The sequence below is a fragment of the Conexibacter sp. CPCC 205762 genome, assembly GCF_030646155.1.
GTDB lineage: Bacteria > Actinomycetota > Thermoleophilia > Solirubrobacterales > Solirubrobacteraceae > Conexibacter.
This window is the reverse complement of sequence record NZ_JAUTDN010000016.1, coordinates 71,024-86,969: the sequence shown is the minus strand read 5'-3', so window position 1 is coordinate 86,969 and position 15,946 is coordinate 71,024. Positions and strand designations below refer to the sequence as shown.

The following is a 15,946-nucleotide window of genomic DNA, read 5'->3' as shown; positions in this document are numbered from 1 at the left end:
CGTAAATACACTCTTGAAAAGAGAGTGAGGCGCGGCTAGGCTGGCCCCGTTGACGCCGCGCATGGATCAACTGCGTCAATTCACATCAAGCGTTCTCGCCGGCTCGGCCGGCGAGCGAAACGGGGTGGACCGCATGGGACTGCTGTCAGCAAAACGGGGAATCGCGGTGCTCGCCGCAGGCGTCGCCACGGCGGCGCTGTCGACCGCCGCCACAGGCGTCGCGTCGGGGGCGACCTACACCGACCTCACCGGCGAGGGGTCGTTGCTCCAGTCGATCGCGCAGAGCAGCATCTGGGGCAGCGGTTACTCGACGCTCTCCGGCGGGAGAACGCTCACGTACACCGCAAACGACAACGCGCTGACGGCGATCGGCGCGAATGCGCTGGGCAACGTCCCGACGCACCTAGAGGTGTATGCCACCGACGATCCGCCGTCGGCGACGGGGATCGCGAACATCAGAAGCAACGCCGGCGGGACGACGGGCGTCGAGGTGATCCCGGTCGCCCAGGCCGCGATCGCGGTGATCGCGAACCTGCCGACAGGCTGCACCGGCACGGGCCCGCTGAACGCGAGACCCGCCCAGATCGCGAGAGCGTACAACTCGGGTGGTGCGACGGCCGCTGATGTCTTCGGCACCGCTGTGAGCGGAACGGCATGCACCGGGTTGATGACTCCGGTCGCATATGCGAGACCGTCGGGCATGACGCTCAATTTCAAGCGCTACCTCGCGTTGAGAGGCTACTCGGGTGCGGTCGACGCGCTTGCGGGCACCTGGCCCGCGAACGTGAGAGCGAGCGCGAGCAGCGGTGGCAACCTCGTCTCGCTCGTCAACACGACGAAGGGCTCGATTGGCTACGTCGCACTCGCTCATGCGATCTCGGGTGGACTGACGACCACGTCGACGACGGCGGGCTTCATCGCGAACGTCGATGGCCAGGCGGCGCAGGTCAGAGTGGGCACGAGAGTCCGTTCGAACTGCAACGGCGCCGCGTACACGAGCACGCCGTTCACGACGGCGAACGCCGATTGGAACGGTGTCTTCCCAGATCTGGCCAACCCGTCGTACTCGGGGTATCCGATCTGCGCGTTGACGTACGTGCTCGGGTACAGCGATCCGTACACCAGCCTGCCGACACGTGCCACGGGCGGCGCGTTCACGGCTGCCGAGGGTCTATCGGTTGCCGCGTACTACCAGTACGTCACCGGCTCGCTGTCGGGAGCGATCGACATCAACGCTCAGAACTACGCTGCGCTTCCGGGCACGATCCAGGCCATCGCCGCCACCGGCGCGGCCCGCATCAACTAATTCACTGACGTCCAGCGGCGGAGTGGCCCCGGCGGCCCGCACGAGTCAGCCGTCCGACTCAAACACTGAAAAGTAGAAATTCAGCGAACCTGGGCATTCTTTGTTCAGTCTTGAAGATTGCGTAAACAGATCTTGCGCGCGGTGCGTCAACACATCTACGCTGCGTGACGCATGCTAACGATTCCCGCCGGGGGGAACTGGCGGGAGAGAAGGGGGATTCACCGAATGGGACTTCTGTCCACCAAGCGCGTGGCGTCGGTGCTCGCTGCCGGCGCTGCCGTTGCGGCACTCGGCACGGGCGTCGCGTCCGCGTCGACCTACACCAACCTCGTCGGCGAGGGCGCTTCGCTCCAGAACCTTGCGCAGAACAGCATCTGGGGTCCGGCCTACTCGACCCTTTCTGGCGGTAGAACGCTCACCTACACCGGCAACAGCAGCGGCGCGGCGCTCGCGTCGATCGGCGCTAACGCCACCGGCGTCACGCCGACCCACCTAGAGGTCTACGGATCGGACGACCCGCCGACGGCGACGCAGGTCAGCAACATCAGAAGCAACGCAGGCGGCGTCACCGGCGTCGAGGTCATTCCGGTTGCGCAGGCGGCCGTCGCCGTCATCGCCAACCTGCCCACGGGCTGCACGGGCACCGGGCCGCTGAACGCGAGCTCGGCCCAGGTCGGCAGAGCGTTCAACAGCGGGGCGTCGGCCTCCGACGTCTTCGGCACGGCCGTCAGCGGCGCGAGCTGCACCACGGTGCTGACGCCGATCGCGCGTTCGACGACGTCGGGCACCACGCTCAACTTCAAGAACTACATCGCGCAGAGAGGCTACGGGGGCGCCGTCGATGCGTTCGCGACCACGTGGACCGGGGTCGTGAGACCGCTCGCCAGCAGCGGTGGCAACCTCGTCTCGCTCGTCAACACGACGAAGGGTTCGATCGGCTACGCGAACCTGGCCGACGCGATCTCGGGTGGTCTGACGACCACGTCGACGACGGCGGGCTTCATCGCCAACGTCGACACGATCGCCGCGCAGACCAGATCGGGCACGAGACTCCGCTCGAACTGCAACGGCGCGATCTACAGAAGAACGCCGACGACGACGGCGAACGCCGACTGGAACGGTGTCTTCCCGGATCTGAGCAACGTGTCGTACTCGGGTTACCCGATCTGCGCGCTGACCTACGTGCTCGGCTACAGCGATGCGTACACCAGCCTGCCGAGACGCAGCGACGGCACGGCGTTCACGGCTGCCGAGGGTCTATCGGTTGCCGCGTACTACCAGTACATCACCGACTCGCTGTCGGGCCAGCTCGACATCAACGCCCAGAACTACGCTGCGCTCCCGGGCGCGATCCAGACGATCGCCGCCACCGGCGCCGCGCGCATCAACTAGTCACTCCGCTCCAAGGCAGCAGCCCGCTGCCGCTCGCTTCGGCGCGGCGGCCGCGGGGTCGCAACTCGAAGCCGGGTCCGTTCGCGGGCCCGGCTTCGGCCGTTCGCGGGCATGCACCCTCGCGGAGAGCGCGGTGTCATCGCGTCGAAAAGAGACATTGACGTTTGTGATGAACGCGTAAACACGTCTTCCCTGCGTCACACCTCAGCCGTAACGTCGACCTCTCGAATCCGAGAACGATCGGCCAGGGGCCGGGAGGTTGTCGATGAAGTTGGCAGAAAGCACCGTCGGCGTGCGCATCGCACGTCGATGGTTGATGGCCGCCCTCGCGGTTGCCATCGTGTTGACGGGGTGGGCGTCGAGCGCTCGCGCCGCCGATCCGGATCCGTACGGCCAGGTCGCCCGCTGGGGCGCCACCGGCACGGACAGAATCGGCCAGGCGGTCGGCTTCGCCGCAGATCCAGTCGACGACAGCGTCTACATCGTCGACCAACAGAGCAGCAATGCCGCGGCTGGCGAGGCGACCTTTCGGCTGCGCAAGTTCGCCGGGGACACCGGGGTGGTGGAGGGCAGTGCGACCTTCACGGCCAGAGGCCCGCTGACCAACTCGCTGCCGTCGATCGGCGGCGTCGCCGTCGACCACGGCGCGAGACACGTCTACCTCACGGTGACGGCGCAGAACACGGCCGAGGACTTCCCGGCGCTGCAGCAGATCAAGGTCTTCAGCACCGACGTCAGCGGTGGCACGCTCAGCGCCCCGGGCGACGTCGCCGACGGCAACCTGCTCGACACCGTGCCGTCGCTCGTGTGGACTGCTCCGATCGCCGTCGATCCGCAGACGCACGACGTCCTCGTCGCGGGTCTCGACGGCGCTGACTACAGCATGGACGTCCGTCGCGTCGCCGGCGTCGCCGCTGGCGGCGGACAGCCCGGCGACGCCGTCGCCGACTGGAACGTGGTCGATCCGAACACGCCCGCACCGGTCAGCCTCGCGGTCGCCGCGAGCGGCGACGTGCTGCTGGCGTGGAAGGTCGATCCGTCGGTCTCGCTCTACGACCTCGTCAGAGTGACCAGACTCAGCGCGGACCTCAGAACGGCGACGCCGTTCCTGCCGACCACCGCTCAGGGCGGCCAGGGGATCATCGCCGGCATCCCGCCGGATCCGGACTTCAGCTCCGGCAGCTACGGCGCAAAGGTGCTCGGTTCGGCGCTTGCGACCGCGCCCGACGGCTCGCTGCTGGCGACGACGATCGGCGTGTGGCGCCCGTTCACAGGGGTCGCGATCGCTGATCCGTTCGCACCGAGCGGGACCTTCCAGTCGGCGATCGGCGTCCGGCGGCTCAGCGCCGCCGGCGACGACGGAGGCATCGTCGGCGGGGGCACCGCGAGCGGCAGCTGCTCGATCAGCCGGATCGCGGCGGCAACCGGCAGCCCGGCCGGAGCATTCGGCATCCAGCTCGGCTCTGCCGGCACGTTCTACGCGATCTCGACGCTCGCCGACGGAACGAACGAGATCGTCCGCTTCGGTCCTGGCGGCAGCGGCTGCCCGGTGCCGTCGGCGAGTTTCGCCGTCAGAGCGAACGGTCAGACGGTGCCGACTGACGGCACGGTGCCGATCGGCGCTGAGACGACGCTGGACCTGAGCGGCGCGGACCTCAGAGGCTGGGACCTGCTGGAGGTCGACTGGGACGTCGACGGCGACAGCAGCAACGGGTTCGAGGTGACGGACCGTCGTCCGCTCCCGTCGGTCGACCCGACGTCGCCGGCGCCGGCGTTGACGCACAGAGTGACGTACAACAGCGCCAGAACGGTCACGGTCCGTGCGCGGCTGTTGACGACCGGCGGCACGCGCGAGATCTCACGTGAGATCAGAGTCGCCGCCGCCGCGATCGCTCCGACGGCGAGCCTCAGCGTGCCGAGCTTCGGCACCGGCGGCCAGGCGGTCACGCTCGACGCCAGCGGCTCGAGAGCGCAGCCCGACGGCAGCACGGCGACGCTCAGATTCGAGTGGAAGTTCGGCGACGGCGGCGACTGGACCGTGGGCACCGCGAGACAGGCGCACACGTACGCGAACCCGGCCGGCAACGTCAACTACACGGTGCAGGTCAGAGTGACCGACACGTCGAGCGGCCTGGCGACGCTCTCGGCGACGAGAACGATCACGATCAGACCGGCGGCGGTGCAGGACCCGTGCGTGACGAACCCGTCGTCGTGCCAGCCTCCGCCGAGCTGCGCCAACACCCCGTCGCTCTGCCCGCCGCCGGTGAGAACGTGCGCGACGGACGCGTCGCTGTGCCCGAAGCCGCCGGCCGACACCACCGCCCCGGCGTTGACGTTCAAGGCGACCACCGCGGTGCCGTCGACTGGTCTGCTGTCGCTTCAGCTGGGCTGCCCGGCCGCTGAGACCAGCTGCAGCGGCAGTGTCGAGGTCAAGACGGCGAGCGCGGTCGCGGCGAGCGCGGCGGCGAAGAGAAAGGCCAGAGCGAGAAGAAGCATCCTCACGCTCGGCAGAGCGACGTTCACCGCGACCGGCGGTGCGACCGCGAACGTCAAGGTGAAGCTGTCCGCGGCCGGCAAGAAGCTGCTGGCGAGAGCGAAGAAGCTCAAGGTCCTCGTCACGGTGGTGACGAGAGATGCGGCCGGTAACGCCAGCACGCTCAGAAAGACGCTCACGCTGACGGTGGCGAGAGCGAGAGCGAGAGGCAGAAAGAAGAAGTAGCTCGCTGACGCGAGCGCTCCCCTCTGCGGTGTTCACGCGGCGGCACCGAGCCGCGTGAACACGCCGGGGCGCTCCAGCTGCGTCAGGCGACGCGGGCGGCGCGCGGAATGCGCACGCCCGCGCCCTCGGGCTCGAGCTCGCCGGTCCGCTTCAGGCGGCTGATCGTCGAGGCGATGACGGTCCGCTTCATCCCCGTCAGCGCGGCGATCGCCGGTGCGGCGATGCCCGGATGATCGGCGACGATGTCGAGGATCACGCGCTTGTTGGAGCCCTGCGGGGCGCGGCCGTCGCGGCCGCGCAAGGTGCTCGGGCGGCCCGGGCGGTGCGAAGAACGCGCGGCGCGCACCGGCATCGGCGCGACCTCGTCGGCGGCGGGCCATTCCATCGACGTGTTCGTGTCGAGCGCGGCGAGCAGCGACTGCAGTTGCGCGGCCTCAGCCAGCAGCGGCTTCAGTTCGTCGAGCCGCGCCTCCGCGGTACGGCGGATCTCATCGACGGTGGGACTCATGACCTTCTCGGGGATCGGCGTGCCAGGGGGGTGCGTCAGGGTGTCCGTAGTATGAGGCATGAGCGCGCCGGACATGACATCGAATTTACGACTTGATTACAAGTCGGTGTGTCAATATGGGCGTGCGCGAGTGCTGACAGCGGCTGCTCTCGCGAGGCCCGTCGGCGCGCGAGCGCGATGCTCGCGTTTCAGCGCACGTGGGAGTTGACGCGCACGTCGCGTCTGCCGGGCGTGCTCGCGTCGCGCGGCACGCGCACGACGAACCAGCGCAGGCCACGCGGCAGGCGGGCGCGGTCGATCGCGGGCGCGTGCGAGACGGGACGGGTCGAGGTGGTCCGCGAGCTCATGCCGATCTGGACCGAGACCGCGCGCACGTTCGCCGCCGTCAGGCCGAGGACGTAGTGCGAGCTGGGGCTGACGAGGTCGTCGACGAGCGTCTCGCCAGCCGCCGGCGGAGCGTCGCAGCGGGTCGAGACGAGGCCGTCGACGAAGAAGGCGTCGCAGAGGTCGTCGCCGCGTCGCGACGCTGACAGCGTCCACGCCTCGCCGTTCACATGACCGGAGCCGATCTGCGCGGGGTCGGTCGTGCGCAGAGACGGGTCGCCGTCACCGGCGCTGCTGACGAACGAGCGCGTCGCCAGCGCCGTCGCGCCGACCAGCAGCCCGAGCCCGACCAGCGCGCCTGAGCGGCGCGCGACCACGCCGGTCCGCCGCAGCGCGCGCCGGCTCGCGCTGGCGCGGCGCCGACGCGGCGGCAGCGTCGTCACCTGGGTGGTGTCGTCGGAGCTGGCCGGGCGCGGCGGCGGGACAGCTCCTGCGCGCGTGCTGCTGGGACGGTAGGACGGTGACGAGGTCCGCTCGCCGCGCGAGATGGAGCGTCCAGCGAGCCAGCTGCCGCTGCCCTCGCCCGCCTCGACTGCGGCGGCCATCCGGCGCTCCAGCTCATGCTCGATCTCCCACAGGATCGGCAGGTCGGGATCGAACTCGTCCGTGGGCTCGTCGGCGGTCACGGTCTCACCTCGGCGGTCCAGGCGTCACGCAGTTCTCGGCTCAGCCGCCTCAGCGCGCGCGAGACATGCGTCCGCACGGCCGGCACCTCGAGCCCCATCTGATCGGCGATCTCGCGGTAGGGGAGATCTTCTATGACGCGCAGGCGCACCGCCGTGCGCTGGTCGGGCGGAAGCAGGGCGAGATGGCCGGCGATCAGCTCCCTCATCTGGGCCAAGCCGGCCAGCTCCTCGATCCGCTCGATCTCGCGGTCGCTCAATGCGCGCCGCTCTATCCCGAGGCGGCGGGCGTTCGCGCGCTCGGTCGCGTCGCGCCGCTGATGGTCTCGCAGCGTGCTGCGCGCGATCGCCCACAGCCAGCCCGACAGCTCCGTCTCGGAGCTGCCGCGAAACTGCTCGCGGCGGTCGAGCGCGGTCGCGAACGTCTCGGACATCAGGTCGACCGCCAGCTCGGGGTCGTGCAGCCGCCGCTGGAAGAAGACGACCAACGTCTGTGCGTTGCGTCGGTAGAGGCGTGCGAAGTCATCTTGATGGAGCGTCACGAGCGTCGATGCCAGGTACACGTCAATCGCGGCTCTGGTCGGAGCGGCGGGCGATGCGAGCGGCGACCGCGACCAGCTCCCGCGTCTGCTCGAAGGACTTCTGCAGCAGCGCGCCGGAGGCCGCGACGTCGCCAGCTGCCGGGCGCTCGAAGCCGCGTCGCGCGAGCGCCTCGGCCCACTGCGGCCGGCGCACCATCCGCCGCAGTCGCTGGTCCACACGTGTGCGGCGCTCACCGCGCAGCGCCTGCGGTGCGACGACCGCGACCCAGCGGTCCAGCGACGCGGCGCTGCCGTGGCCGAGCAGGTCGCGCAGCAGCGGCAGCGGCGCCCCGTCCGCGGTTGTCGCGCGAGGCCCGCCGTCGCTCCGGGCGAGCGGTCGCAGCACGCGCGACAGCCCCTTCCGGCGCAGTTCGCTGGCCGGCGCCACGACCGCGTCGATGCCGCCGTGGTCGACCAGCCCGGCGGCGTTGTCGGCAGGCAGCACCCGGTAGCGCACGGGCCCGTGCGCGTCGGCGTCGTCGACGAAGGCGGCCAGCGCGTCGACCGACCACGGGTCGGGGCTGACGCCGAGCACGAGCGAGCCCGCGTCGGTGCGCAGCCGCGCGAGCAGTTCCTCGGCGGAATCGAGCTGCGACCGCGCCGGCGCCGCGACCGCGAGCGTGTCGCGGGCGAGCAGCGCGACCGGCTGCGCGGCGAGCAGCAGCCGCTCGGCGCGGGCGGCCTGGCGCGCGACGTCGGAGATGCCGACGTCACGCCGCTCGCGCTCGAGGTCGGCGAAGGTGCCGCCGTCGACGACGAGCAGATCGTCGTCGCCGCCGATGTCGTCGTCGAGCAGCGCGAGCACGGCGGCGGAGACGCCGCCGTCGACCTTGCGCACGCCGGCGGGGGCGGTCGGCTCGTCGAGTGCGCGCGCGGCCGCGCGCGCGAGCTGCCCGGCTCCGCTGCTGCTGTCGGTGCCGGACGTCCACAGCGTCAGCGCGCGCTGGGCGCTGGCGGCTCTGCCGGGCGGCGTGCCGGTGAAGGGATGGCGGACGAAGTCGGTCACGACCATCGCGCAGGCGAGCACGAGCACCATCGGCCACAGGCCCCGACCGCGCGCGGCGGTCGCTGTCAGTGACGGTGCCGGCGCCGGCATCCTCGTTCGCTAGCGCGACTCCGGGCCGCGGCGGTCGCCGTTGCCGTGCTGCGCGCCGGCGCCGTTGCGCTGCGGCAGCGGGATCTCGCCGAGTTCGACGGGGCGGACGGTCGACAGCACCGCTTCGAGCGCGACGCCGGAGAGCGTCTCGTGCTCGAGCAGCGCGTTGGCGGTCTCGCGGACGGCGTCCCAGTTGGCGCGCAGGACGTGCTCGGCGCGCGCCTCGGCCTCCTCGACGATCCGCTCGGTCTCCTCGTCGATCAGGTTGAGCGTCGCGTTGCCGACCGAGCCCAGCTCCTGCAGCGCGGCGCCGAGGAAGACCTCGCCCTGCGGCTCGCCGATCGTCACATGGCCCAGCCGCGGCGACATGCCGAAGCTCGTCACCATCGAGCGGGCCAGTCTGGTGGCGGCGTGGAGGTCGTCGGAGACGCCGGTCGACTCCTCGCCGAACTCGATCACCTCGGCGGCGGTGCCGGCCATGACCGCGACCAGCTGACGCTCGAGGTCGCTGCGGCCGTGCATGACGGCGTCGCGGTCGGTCAGCATGTGCGCGGCGGTGCCCAGCTGGCGGCCGCGGGCGACGATCGACAGCTTCTGCGACGAGACGGTCTGGCCGATCGCGCGGGTCGCGACCGCGTGGCCGGACTCGTGCACGGCTATCGTCCAGCGCTCGTCCTCGGTCAGGACGTGCTTTTTCGCGGGACCGGCGACGACGCGGTCGATCGCCTCCTCGAGCGTCGCCTGGTCGACCTCCGTGCGGCCCTCGCGCACGGTCAGGAGCGCCGCCTCGTTGACGATGTTGGCGATCTCCGCGCCGGAGAAGCCCGGGCACAGTCTCGCGATCTCCATCAGGTCGACGTCCTGGTGGAATCTGCGGCCGCGCCCGTGGAGCGTGAGGATCTCGTAGCGGCCGTGGACGTCGGGCACGTCGATCACGACCTGACGGTCGAAGCGGCCCGGGCGCAGCAGCGCGGGGTCGAGGATGTCGGGCCGGTTGGTCGCGGCCATCACGACCAGGCCGGCGTCGCCGCCGAAGCCGTCCATCTCGACGAGCAGCTGGTTGAGCGTCTGCTCGCGCTCGTCGTTGCCCTGGCCGACGCCGGCGCCGCGCTTGCGGCCGGCGGCGTCGATCTCGTCGATGAAGACGATCGCGGGGGCCATTCTGCGGGCCTTCGCGAACAGGTCGCGGACGCGGGCGGCGCCGACGCCGACGAGCGACTCGACGAACTCGGCGCCCGAGGCGGTGAAGAAGGCGGCGTCGGCCTCGCCCGCGGTCGCGCGCGCGAGGAGCGTCTTGCCGGTGCCGGGGGGGCCGACGAGCAGCACGCCCTTCGGCGCCGCCGCACCGGCGTCGAGGTATCTGGAGGGATCGGCGAGGAAGTCGCGGATCTCCTTCAGCTCGGTGAGCGCCTCGCCGGCGCCGGCGACCGAGTCGAACGTGACGGCCGCGCCGCCGCCTCTCTTCTTTCTTCTGCCTCTGCCGCGGAAGTTGGAGAACGCGGCGATGCCGCCGCTGTCGCCGGTCTGACGCGTGAAGAAGGCGAACAGGCAGACGAGCAGCAGGATCGGCAGCAGGAACTGGATCACGATCGTGCGCAGCGCCTTGCCGCTCTGCGGATCGATTCTGTACGACGCGCCGCCTCTGTCGAGCGCCGTCATCAGCTGCTGCGTGCCGGCGTCGGAGCCGAGGTAGTCGGCCGTCAGCTGCAGGCCGGTGTCGGTCGTGGCCTCGATCTGGTGGTCGTAGTCGAGCAGCGTCGCCGTCCGCACGTGCTCCTGGTCGATCAGCCGCTGGATGCTCGAGAGATCGACCTGGCGGCCGCTCGCGTCGGGTCCGAGCCGCCCCAGCATCGTGAAGAAGAGGATCGCGATCACGATCGAGGAGAACAGCAGGAAGGTCGAGAGCGGATCTCTCAGCAGGAATCTCAGGATCGCGTCGAACAGCTCCCGCGCACGGCCGACCGCGACCTGCGCAGGTGAACGTCTGCGTTGGGCGGACGAGAGGCGTGGGTTGCTCATCAACGGCTCCTTCGTGGGGAAGTCTGGGGGCGGCGAGGCCGACGGACAGTAGGGCGGCGATCAGTGGTGTACCACCCTGTTTCCCAATCTGTTTACAACTTGGGAACGAACTCGGCCTCAATGAATGGCACGTTGCCACAGAGTTTACGTCGCGGCCACACGCGGCAACACGATCGTCACGACGGTGGATCGAGGCGCCGGCATCATGACCATTGCGGATCCGAGGGGGAGTCCGCCGCGGTTGACGGGGACACCGACACCGCACCTCACCTCCGCGCGGTGACACGGCCGGTCACCGCGCGGAGGTGCGATCGCAAACGCGCAGTTCTCCGGATGTTTACAGGGTGTGTCGACGCGGCGCCTATCTTCCGCCGCTGCTCAACCACCGGAGGTTCCTCGCATGCGTCCCGATCAGACCCCGTCCGGCTCGCGCCGTTCAGATCCCGTCGCGCGTCTGCTCGGCGGCAGCGCGCTGGCGGTGGCGATCATCGGCTGCGTCTTCGCGATGACCGCCAGCTCCCCGGCCGCGCCCGATCGCGACGCCGGGCCGACTGCTGTCGCCGCTGCGAGAAGAACGGCCAAGAGAAGGGCGTCGAAGAGACGTGCGCCGGCGCTTCCGGGCGCGAGCACGAGACCCCGCCCGCTCGGGATCCTGCGGCTCGATCGCAGCAAGCGCTTCCCCGCGAGCGTGATCCCGAAGATCGCCTCCGCGCGCGCTGCCGACCGGCTCGGCGGGGCGACCCGCGATGCGCTGACGCTCGGCTGCGCGGCGACGACGGTCGACCTCGGCACCTGGTGCCTCGACGCCTCTACCCAGCCGATCCCGCCGGAGGACGCCGGCAAGGACGACTTCTTCTATGCGACGAAGACCTGCATCGACGCGGGCGGCTACCTGCCCAGCGCCGCGCAGCTGATCGGCGCGGCGGATCGCGTCAAGCTCGCCAGCACGATCGACGACGACGTCGTGACGGCCTCCGTCGACGAGGACAGAAGCGACGGCTACAAGGACCAGCGCGAGATGAGCAGCACGCTGTTCACGACGATCGCCGGCGCGAGCGCCGCCGGCTCGGAGGGCGTCTCCGCCGGCTCGAAGGGCAACCCGCTCGCGGGCGAGCCCGACCCGCAGGTGCGTCCGGCCGATCCGCGCCCGGCGACGGTCCAGTACATGACGGTCTACGACAACCGCAACCGTGGCGGCTTCGCGGGCGGCAAGCCGATCAACACCCCGGAGCGCTTCCGCTGCGCCTACGACAAGGCGCAGGGCGCGGCGAGAGCTGAGGAGTGAGCTGACCCGCGGGCGTGACCGAATGGTGATCGACGTAAACATTCGTCAGCAGTTTGTTTACGGAGTTGTCACTTGGGTGCAATGGCTTCGCAGATAGACCTCCCTCTGCAACGTATTCATCGTTTCTAGAGAGGGATCACTGCACATGCGTCTTCGCACTCGTGTCGCGTCCGCGGCCGTCGTCGTGTCCGCCGCCGCCAGCCTCGCCTTCGCCGGCAACGCCGTCGCCGCCTTCCCGGACTTCACCGGCTGCCCGCTGGAGGAGACGCCCGGCGCCTGGACCTGCCTCGACGTGCAGTCGACGGCCGGCACGCTGAGATTCGGCACCGCCGAGGTCGCGCTCGGCAGCTCGCTCGAGATCAGAGGCGCGCTCGTCAGAAGCGGCCCGATCTCGACGGTCGTCCCGGCTGCCGGCACGACCGGCCTGACCGCGACTCCGCTCGCGATCCCGGGCGGTCTGACCGGTAGCGGCTCGACCTCCCCGCTCAACAGACTGACGGTCGAGATCAAGCTCGCGGGCTCCGGTCCGATCACGCTCGCCAGCTCGACCACCGCGCTCACCCTGCCGGTCAAGCTGAAGCTGAAGAACCCGCTGCTCGGCAGCTGCCACATCGGCTCGGACAGCGAGCCGATCCAGCTCGCGCTGACACCCTCCTCGCGGGGCACGTTCGACGACACCGAGACGTACTTCTCGTTCCTCGGCAACCAGCAGGCGACCGACGCCTTCGCGGTCCCGGCCGTCAAGGGCTGCGTGCCGTTCAACAGACTGCTGAGCGCGCGCCTCGGCGTTCCGGCCGCGACCGGCAACTCGTTCGCGCTCACGAGCAACTTCGGCTTCACCTACTAGAGCGGCGATCGCGGCGAGGCGCTGAGCCCGCCGACGAGGTCGCGAACCACGGGGCGGCGCGCCGATCGGCGCGCCGCCCCGTCGTCGTTTGAAGGCGCCAGGAGTTTTCATCGCGGGCGGGGCGGGATAGCGTTGTGGTGATGTCCTACCGTCTCAGCGTCAGAGATCCGCTGCCCGACTCCGTCCGTGCCTGCGCCCGCGAGCAGCTGTGGGGCGCGGTGCGGCAGCTGGAAGGGGAGGGGGATGCGCCGGCGACGGCGATCCACGAGGCGCGCAAGTCGCTCAAGAAGACGCGCGCGCTGCTGCGGCTCGTGCGGCCCGCGCTCGGCAAGCGCACCTACCGCGCCGAGAACGGCGCGCTCCGCGACGCCGCCGCGCAGCTGTCGGCGACACGTGACGCCGACGTGCTCGTCGCGACCGTCGACGCGCTCGCGCAGCACGCCGCCGGCAGGCTGCCCGCGAGCGACTTCGCCGCCGTGCGCGCGGCGCTCGTCGCGGAGGCCGCGGCGCATCATGCCCCCAGCGAGGGCGAGAGCTCCCTCGCCGCCGTCGCCGCGTCCGTCGCGCTGGAGCTGCGGGCGGCGCACGCGCGGGTCGAGCAGTGGCCGCTCGACGGCGCCGGCTGGGAGACGGTGGTCGCCGGCATCTCGGTCGCCTACGCGCGCGGGCGCGCGGAGCGGGAGCTGGCGGAGGCGCATCCGAGCGTCGTCCACCTGCACGACTGGCGCAAGCGGGTGAAGGACCTCTGGTACCACCACCGGCTGCTGAAGCCGGTCTGGCCCGACGTCGTCAAGGCGTGGGGGGAGGAGGCGCACATCCTCTCCGAGCAGCTCGGCGACGACCACGACCTCGCCGTCCTGCGCGAGCGGCTCGAGCAGGGCCTCGACGCGCCGCTGGAGCTCGCGCCGCTGCTGGCGCTCGTCGAGCAGCGGCGGGGCGAGCTGCAGGCGCAGGCGCGGCTCGTCGCCGCGCGCCTCTACGTCGAGAAGCCGAAGGCGTTCGAGCGCCGCGTCGGCGGCTGGGTCGCGGCCGCCGTCGCCGAGGCGAACGCGGCGGCCGACGGCGCGAACGGCGCGTCCAGCTGATGGCTGACGAGATCGAGCGCAAGTTCGTCCTCGACGCCCCGCCGCAGGGGCTCGACGAGCATCCCTCCGAGCCGATCTCGCAGGGCTACGTCGCGCTCGACGGCGACGTCGAGGTGCGCGTCCGCAGACGCGGCGAGCGCGCCTACCTGACGATCAAGGCCGGCGGCGGCCGCCGCCGCGTCGAGCAGGAGCTGGAGATCGAGGCCGCGCGGTTCGAGGCGCTCTGGCCGCTGACCGCCGGCCGCCGGATCGTCAAGCGCCGCTACGTCGTCCCGGCGCAGGACGCGCTGATGTTCGAGGTCGACGTCTACGAGCAGGAGCTGGCGGGGCTCGTCGTCGCCGAGGTCGAGTTCCCCGACGACGCCGCCGCCAACGCCTTCAGGTCGCCCGAGTGGCTCGGCCGCGAGGTGACCGACGACCCGCGCTGGAAGAATCAGGCGCTCGCGCTCCACGGCCGGCCCGACGGCCGCCCCGAAGGCTGAGCCGACGGTGCGGTCAGCCGTACGAGCAGCGCCGCGCCGTCCGTCAGGATGTCCGGCATGAAGCCGATCTGGTTCGTCGTCGCCGTCGCGGTGCTCGCCTTCGCCTGGTGGAGACGGCGCAGAGCTGAGCCGCCGCTGCTGGTCGGGCTCGTGCTGGTCGCGATCGGCGCCGCCGTCTACGCCACCGGCCTCGTCGAGATGCCGGACCTGGAGAAGCTGCTGACCGACCTCGGCGAGGCGCTCGGCACCTGGACCTACCTGCTCGTCGGCGTCCTCTGCTTCCTCGAGTCCGGCGCCGGGATCGGCCTGCTGATCCCCGGCGAGACGGCGATCATCGTCGGCGGCGTCGTCGCCGGCCAGGGCGAGATCAACATCGTCCTGCTGATCGCGATCGCCTGGGCGTCCGCCGTCGCCGGCGACCTCACGAGCTTCTTCATAGGCCGCCGGCTCGGCCGTCAGTTCCTCGTCAAGCACGGTCCCCGCTTCAAGATCGACGAGCCGAAGATCGAGCAGGTCGAGGCCTTCTACGACAAGCACGGCGGCAAGGCCGTCTTCCTCGGCCGCTTCGTCGGCCTCGTGCGCGCCGTCTCGCCGTTCGTCGCCGGCTCCTCCGGCATGCCGCTGCGGCGCTTCCTGCCCTACGACGTGCTCGCCGCCGGCATCATGTGCACCGCCTTCTCGCTGCTCGGCTACCTCTTCTGGCACTCGCTCGACAGAGTCCTGAAGATCGCCAGACAGGGCACGCTCGCGCTCGGCACCGTCATCACGGTCGTCGTCGCGATCGTCGTCGTGGTCCGCTGGCTGCGCGTCGAGGGCAACCGCGAGAAGCTCGACGCCTGGCTCGATGCGCAGTCGGCCAAGCCCGCGATCGGCCCCGTCATCCGCTTCCTGCGCGCGCTCGGCCGCCGCCTCGGCGGCCCCGCCCGCTTCCTCTGGGAGCGGCTGACGCCCGGTCAGCTCGGCCTCGAGCTGACCTCGCTGCTGGCGATCGCGGCCGTCGGCTCGTTCGTCTTCTTCGGCTACCTGATCGTGCTTGACCCGATCACCGAGCTGACGACCGGCGACCGCCGCGGCCTGCGCTGGGCGACCGACATCGAGACCGGCTGGCTGACCGACCTCGCGAAGGTGGTCACCAACCTCGGCGCGCTCGCGGTCGCCGGCAGCGCGCTCGCGATCACGGCCGCGGTGCTGCTGAGCCGCCGCGAATGGCTCGAAGGGGCCGCGCTGCTGGCCGGCGGCGTGCTCACCTACGCCGGCGTCCACATCACGAAGGCCGCGACCGACCGGCCGCGGCCGCTGCAGGCGATGATCGATACGGCCGGCTCCTCCTATCCGTCGGGCCACGCCGCCTACGCCGTCTTCTGGGTCGCGATCGCGGTCGCGCTGCGGCGCGTCTTCCCCGGCCTCGCCTCGCGCGCGATCGTGCTCGTCGCGGGGATCGCGATCGCCGTCACGGTCGGGCTGACGCGCATCTACCTGCGGGTCCACTGGTTCTCCGACGTCGCCGGCGGCTGGGGGCTGGCGGCGATGACGCTCGCCGTGACGGGGATGATCGCGCTCGTCGTCAGCTACTTCGCGGGCGGCGAGGCCGCCCGCGAGGAGACGCTGAAGGCCTGAAG

The 15,946-nt window shown here is 70.9% G+C and carries 13 protein-coding genes; 8 read left to right on the top strand and 5 right to left on the bottom strand.

Annotated elements, in window-relative coordinates; translation table 11 throughout:
- Positions 1–49: 49 nt before the first annotated feature.
- From Q7L73_RS14480 to Q7L73_RS14470, 3 genes are all read left to right on the top strand, one after another.
- On the top strand, positions 50–1,306 hold the full coding sequence (locus tag Q7L73_RS14480; protein WP_304694597.1) for a hypothetical protein: 1,257 nt from the start codon (positions 50–52) through the stop codon (positions 1,304–1,306).
- Positions 1,307–1,531: 225 nt separating this feature from the next.
- A complete protein-coding gene (locus Q7L73_RS14475) occupies positions 1,532–2,698 on the top strand; it encodes a substrate-binding domain-containing protein (protein ID WP_304694599.1) in 1,167 nt (388 codons plus the stop codon).
- Positions 2,699–3,038: 340 nt separating this feature from the next.
- Entirely contained in the window at positions 3,039–5,417 is a 2,379-nt protein-coding gene (locus Q7L73_RS14470; protein ID WP_304694601.1) for a PKD domain-containing protein, read from the top strand.
- 82 nt (positions 5,418–5,499) lie between these two features.
- On the opposite strand, the gene Q7L73_RS14465 is transcribed toward Q7L73_RS14470, so the two are convergent.
- The 5 genes from Q7L73_RS14465 to ftsH form a co-directional block, all read right to left on the bottom strand.
- A complete protein-coding gene (locus Q7L73_RS14465) occupies positions 5,500–6,000 on the bottom strand; it encodes a hypothetical protein (protein WP_304694603.1) in 501 nt (166 codons plus the stop codon).
- A 113-nt stretch (positions 6,001–6,113) separates the two neighbouring features.
- Positions 6,114–6,935 (bottom strand): hypothetical protein, encoded by an 822-nt coding sequence (locus Q7L73_RS14460; protein ID WP_304694605.1) that lies wholly within the window; start codon positions 6,933–6,935, stop codon positions 6,114–6,116.
- A complete protein-coding gene (locus Q7L73_RS14455; protein WP_304694607.1) occupies positions 6,932–7,495 on the bottom strand; it encodes an RNA polymerase sigma factor in 564 nt (187 codons plus the stop codon). Before Q7L73_RS14455 ends, Q7L73_RS14460 begins: the two co-directional genes overlap by 4 nt.
- Before the next feature lies 1 nt (position 7,496).
- The gene (locus tag Q7L73_RS14450; RefSeq protein ID WP_304694609.1) at positions 7,497–8,549 is read right to left on the bottom strand and encodes a hypothetical protein; all 1,053 of its coding nucleotides are present in this window, start codon (positions 8,547–8,549) and stop codon (positions 7,497–7,499) included.
- A 69-nt stretch (positions 8,550–8,618) separates the two neighbouring features.
- Positions 8,619–10,628: an ATP-dependent zinc metalloprotease FtsH gene (gene ftsH, locus Q7L73_RS14445; protein ID WP_304694611.1), complete on the bottom strand. Its 2,010-nt coding sequence runs from the start codon at positions 10,626–10,628 to the stop codon at positions 8,619–8,621.
- A 400-nt stretch (positions 10,629–11,028) separates the two neighbouring features.
- Between ftsH and Q7L73_RS14440 the strand changes: the two genes are divergently transcribed.
- From Q7L73_RS14440 to Q7L73_RS14420, 5 genes are all read left to right on the top strand, one after another.
- Complete coding sequence (locus Q7L73_RS14440; protein WP_304694613.1) at positions 11,029–11,913, top strand: hypothetical protein; 885 nt, start codon at positions 11,029–11,031, stop codon at positions 11,911–11,913.
- Between the two features lie 145 nt (positions 11,914–12,058).
- Positions 12,059–12,760, top strand: coding sequence for a hypothetical protein (locus Q7L73_RS14435; protein ID WP_304694615.1), 702 nt, complete (start codon positions 12,059–12,061; stop codon positions 12,758–12,760).
- Positions 12,761–12,900: 140 nt separating this feature from the next.
- Positions 12,901–13,845, top strand: coding sequence for a CHAD domain-containing protein (locus Q7L73_RS14430; RefSeq protein WP_304694617.1), 945 nt, complete (start codon positions 12,901–12,903; stop codon positions 13,843–13,845).
- Complete coding sequence (locus Q7L73_RS14425) at positions 13,845–14,327, top strand: CYTH domain-containing protein (protein WP_304694619.1); 483 nt, start codon at positions 13,845–13,847, stop codon at positions 14,325–14,327. The genes Q7L73_RS14430 and Q7L73_RS14425 overlap by 1 nt, the downstream gene beginning before the upstream one ends.
- Positions 14,328–14,384: 57 nt before the next feature.
- Positions 14,385–15,944, top strand: a complete 1,560-nt coding sequence (locus tag Q7L73_RS14420; RefSeq protein WP_304694620.1) for a bifunctional DedA family/phosphatase PAP2 family protein — start codon at positions 14,385–14,387, stop codon at positions 15,942–15,944.
- Positions 15,945–15,946: the final 2 nt, after the last annotated feature.

Excerpts from the sequence above, each read along its gene's own strand:
- ftsH (WP_304694611.1), bottom strand. The coding sequence starts at position 10,628 with ATGAGCAACCCACGCCTCTCGTCCGCCCAACGCAGACGTTCACCTGCG.
- Q7L73_RS14450 (WP_304694609.1), bottom strand. The coding sequence starts at position 8,549 with ATGGTGCTCGTGCTCGCCTGCGCGATGGTCGTGACCGACTTCGTCCGC.
- Q7L73_RS14435 (WP_304694615.1), top strand. The coding sequence starts at position 12,059 with ATGCGTCTTCGCACTCGTGTCGCGTCCGCGGCCGTCGTCGTGTCCGCC.
- Q7L73_RS14430 (WP_304694617.1), top strand. The coding sequence starts at position 12,901 with ATGTCCTACCGTCTCAGCGTCAGAGATCCGCTGCCCGACTCCGTCCGT.
- Q7L73_RS14475 (WP_304694599.1), top strand. The coding sequence starts at position 1,532 with ATGGGACTTCTGTCCACCAAGCGCGTGGCGTCGGTGCTCGCTGCCGGC.
- Q7L73_RS14425 (WP_304694619.1), top strand. The coding sequence starts at position 13,845 with ATGGCTGACGAGATCGAGCGCAAGTTCGTCCTCGACGCCCCGCCGCAG.
- Q7L73_RS14420 (WP_304694620.1), top strand. The coding sequence starts at position 14,385 with ATGAAGCCGATCTGGTTCGTCGTCGCCGTCGCGGTGCTCGCCTTCGCC.
- Q7L73_RS14465 (WP_304694603.1), bottom strand. The coding sequence starts at position 6,000 with ATGTCCGGCGCGCTCATGCCTCATACTACGGACACCCTGACGCACCCC.
- Q7L73_RS14440 (WP_304694613.1), top strand. The coding sequence starts at position 11,029 with ATGCGTCCCGATCAGACCCCGTCCGGCTCGCGCCGTTCAGATCCCGTC.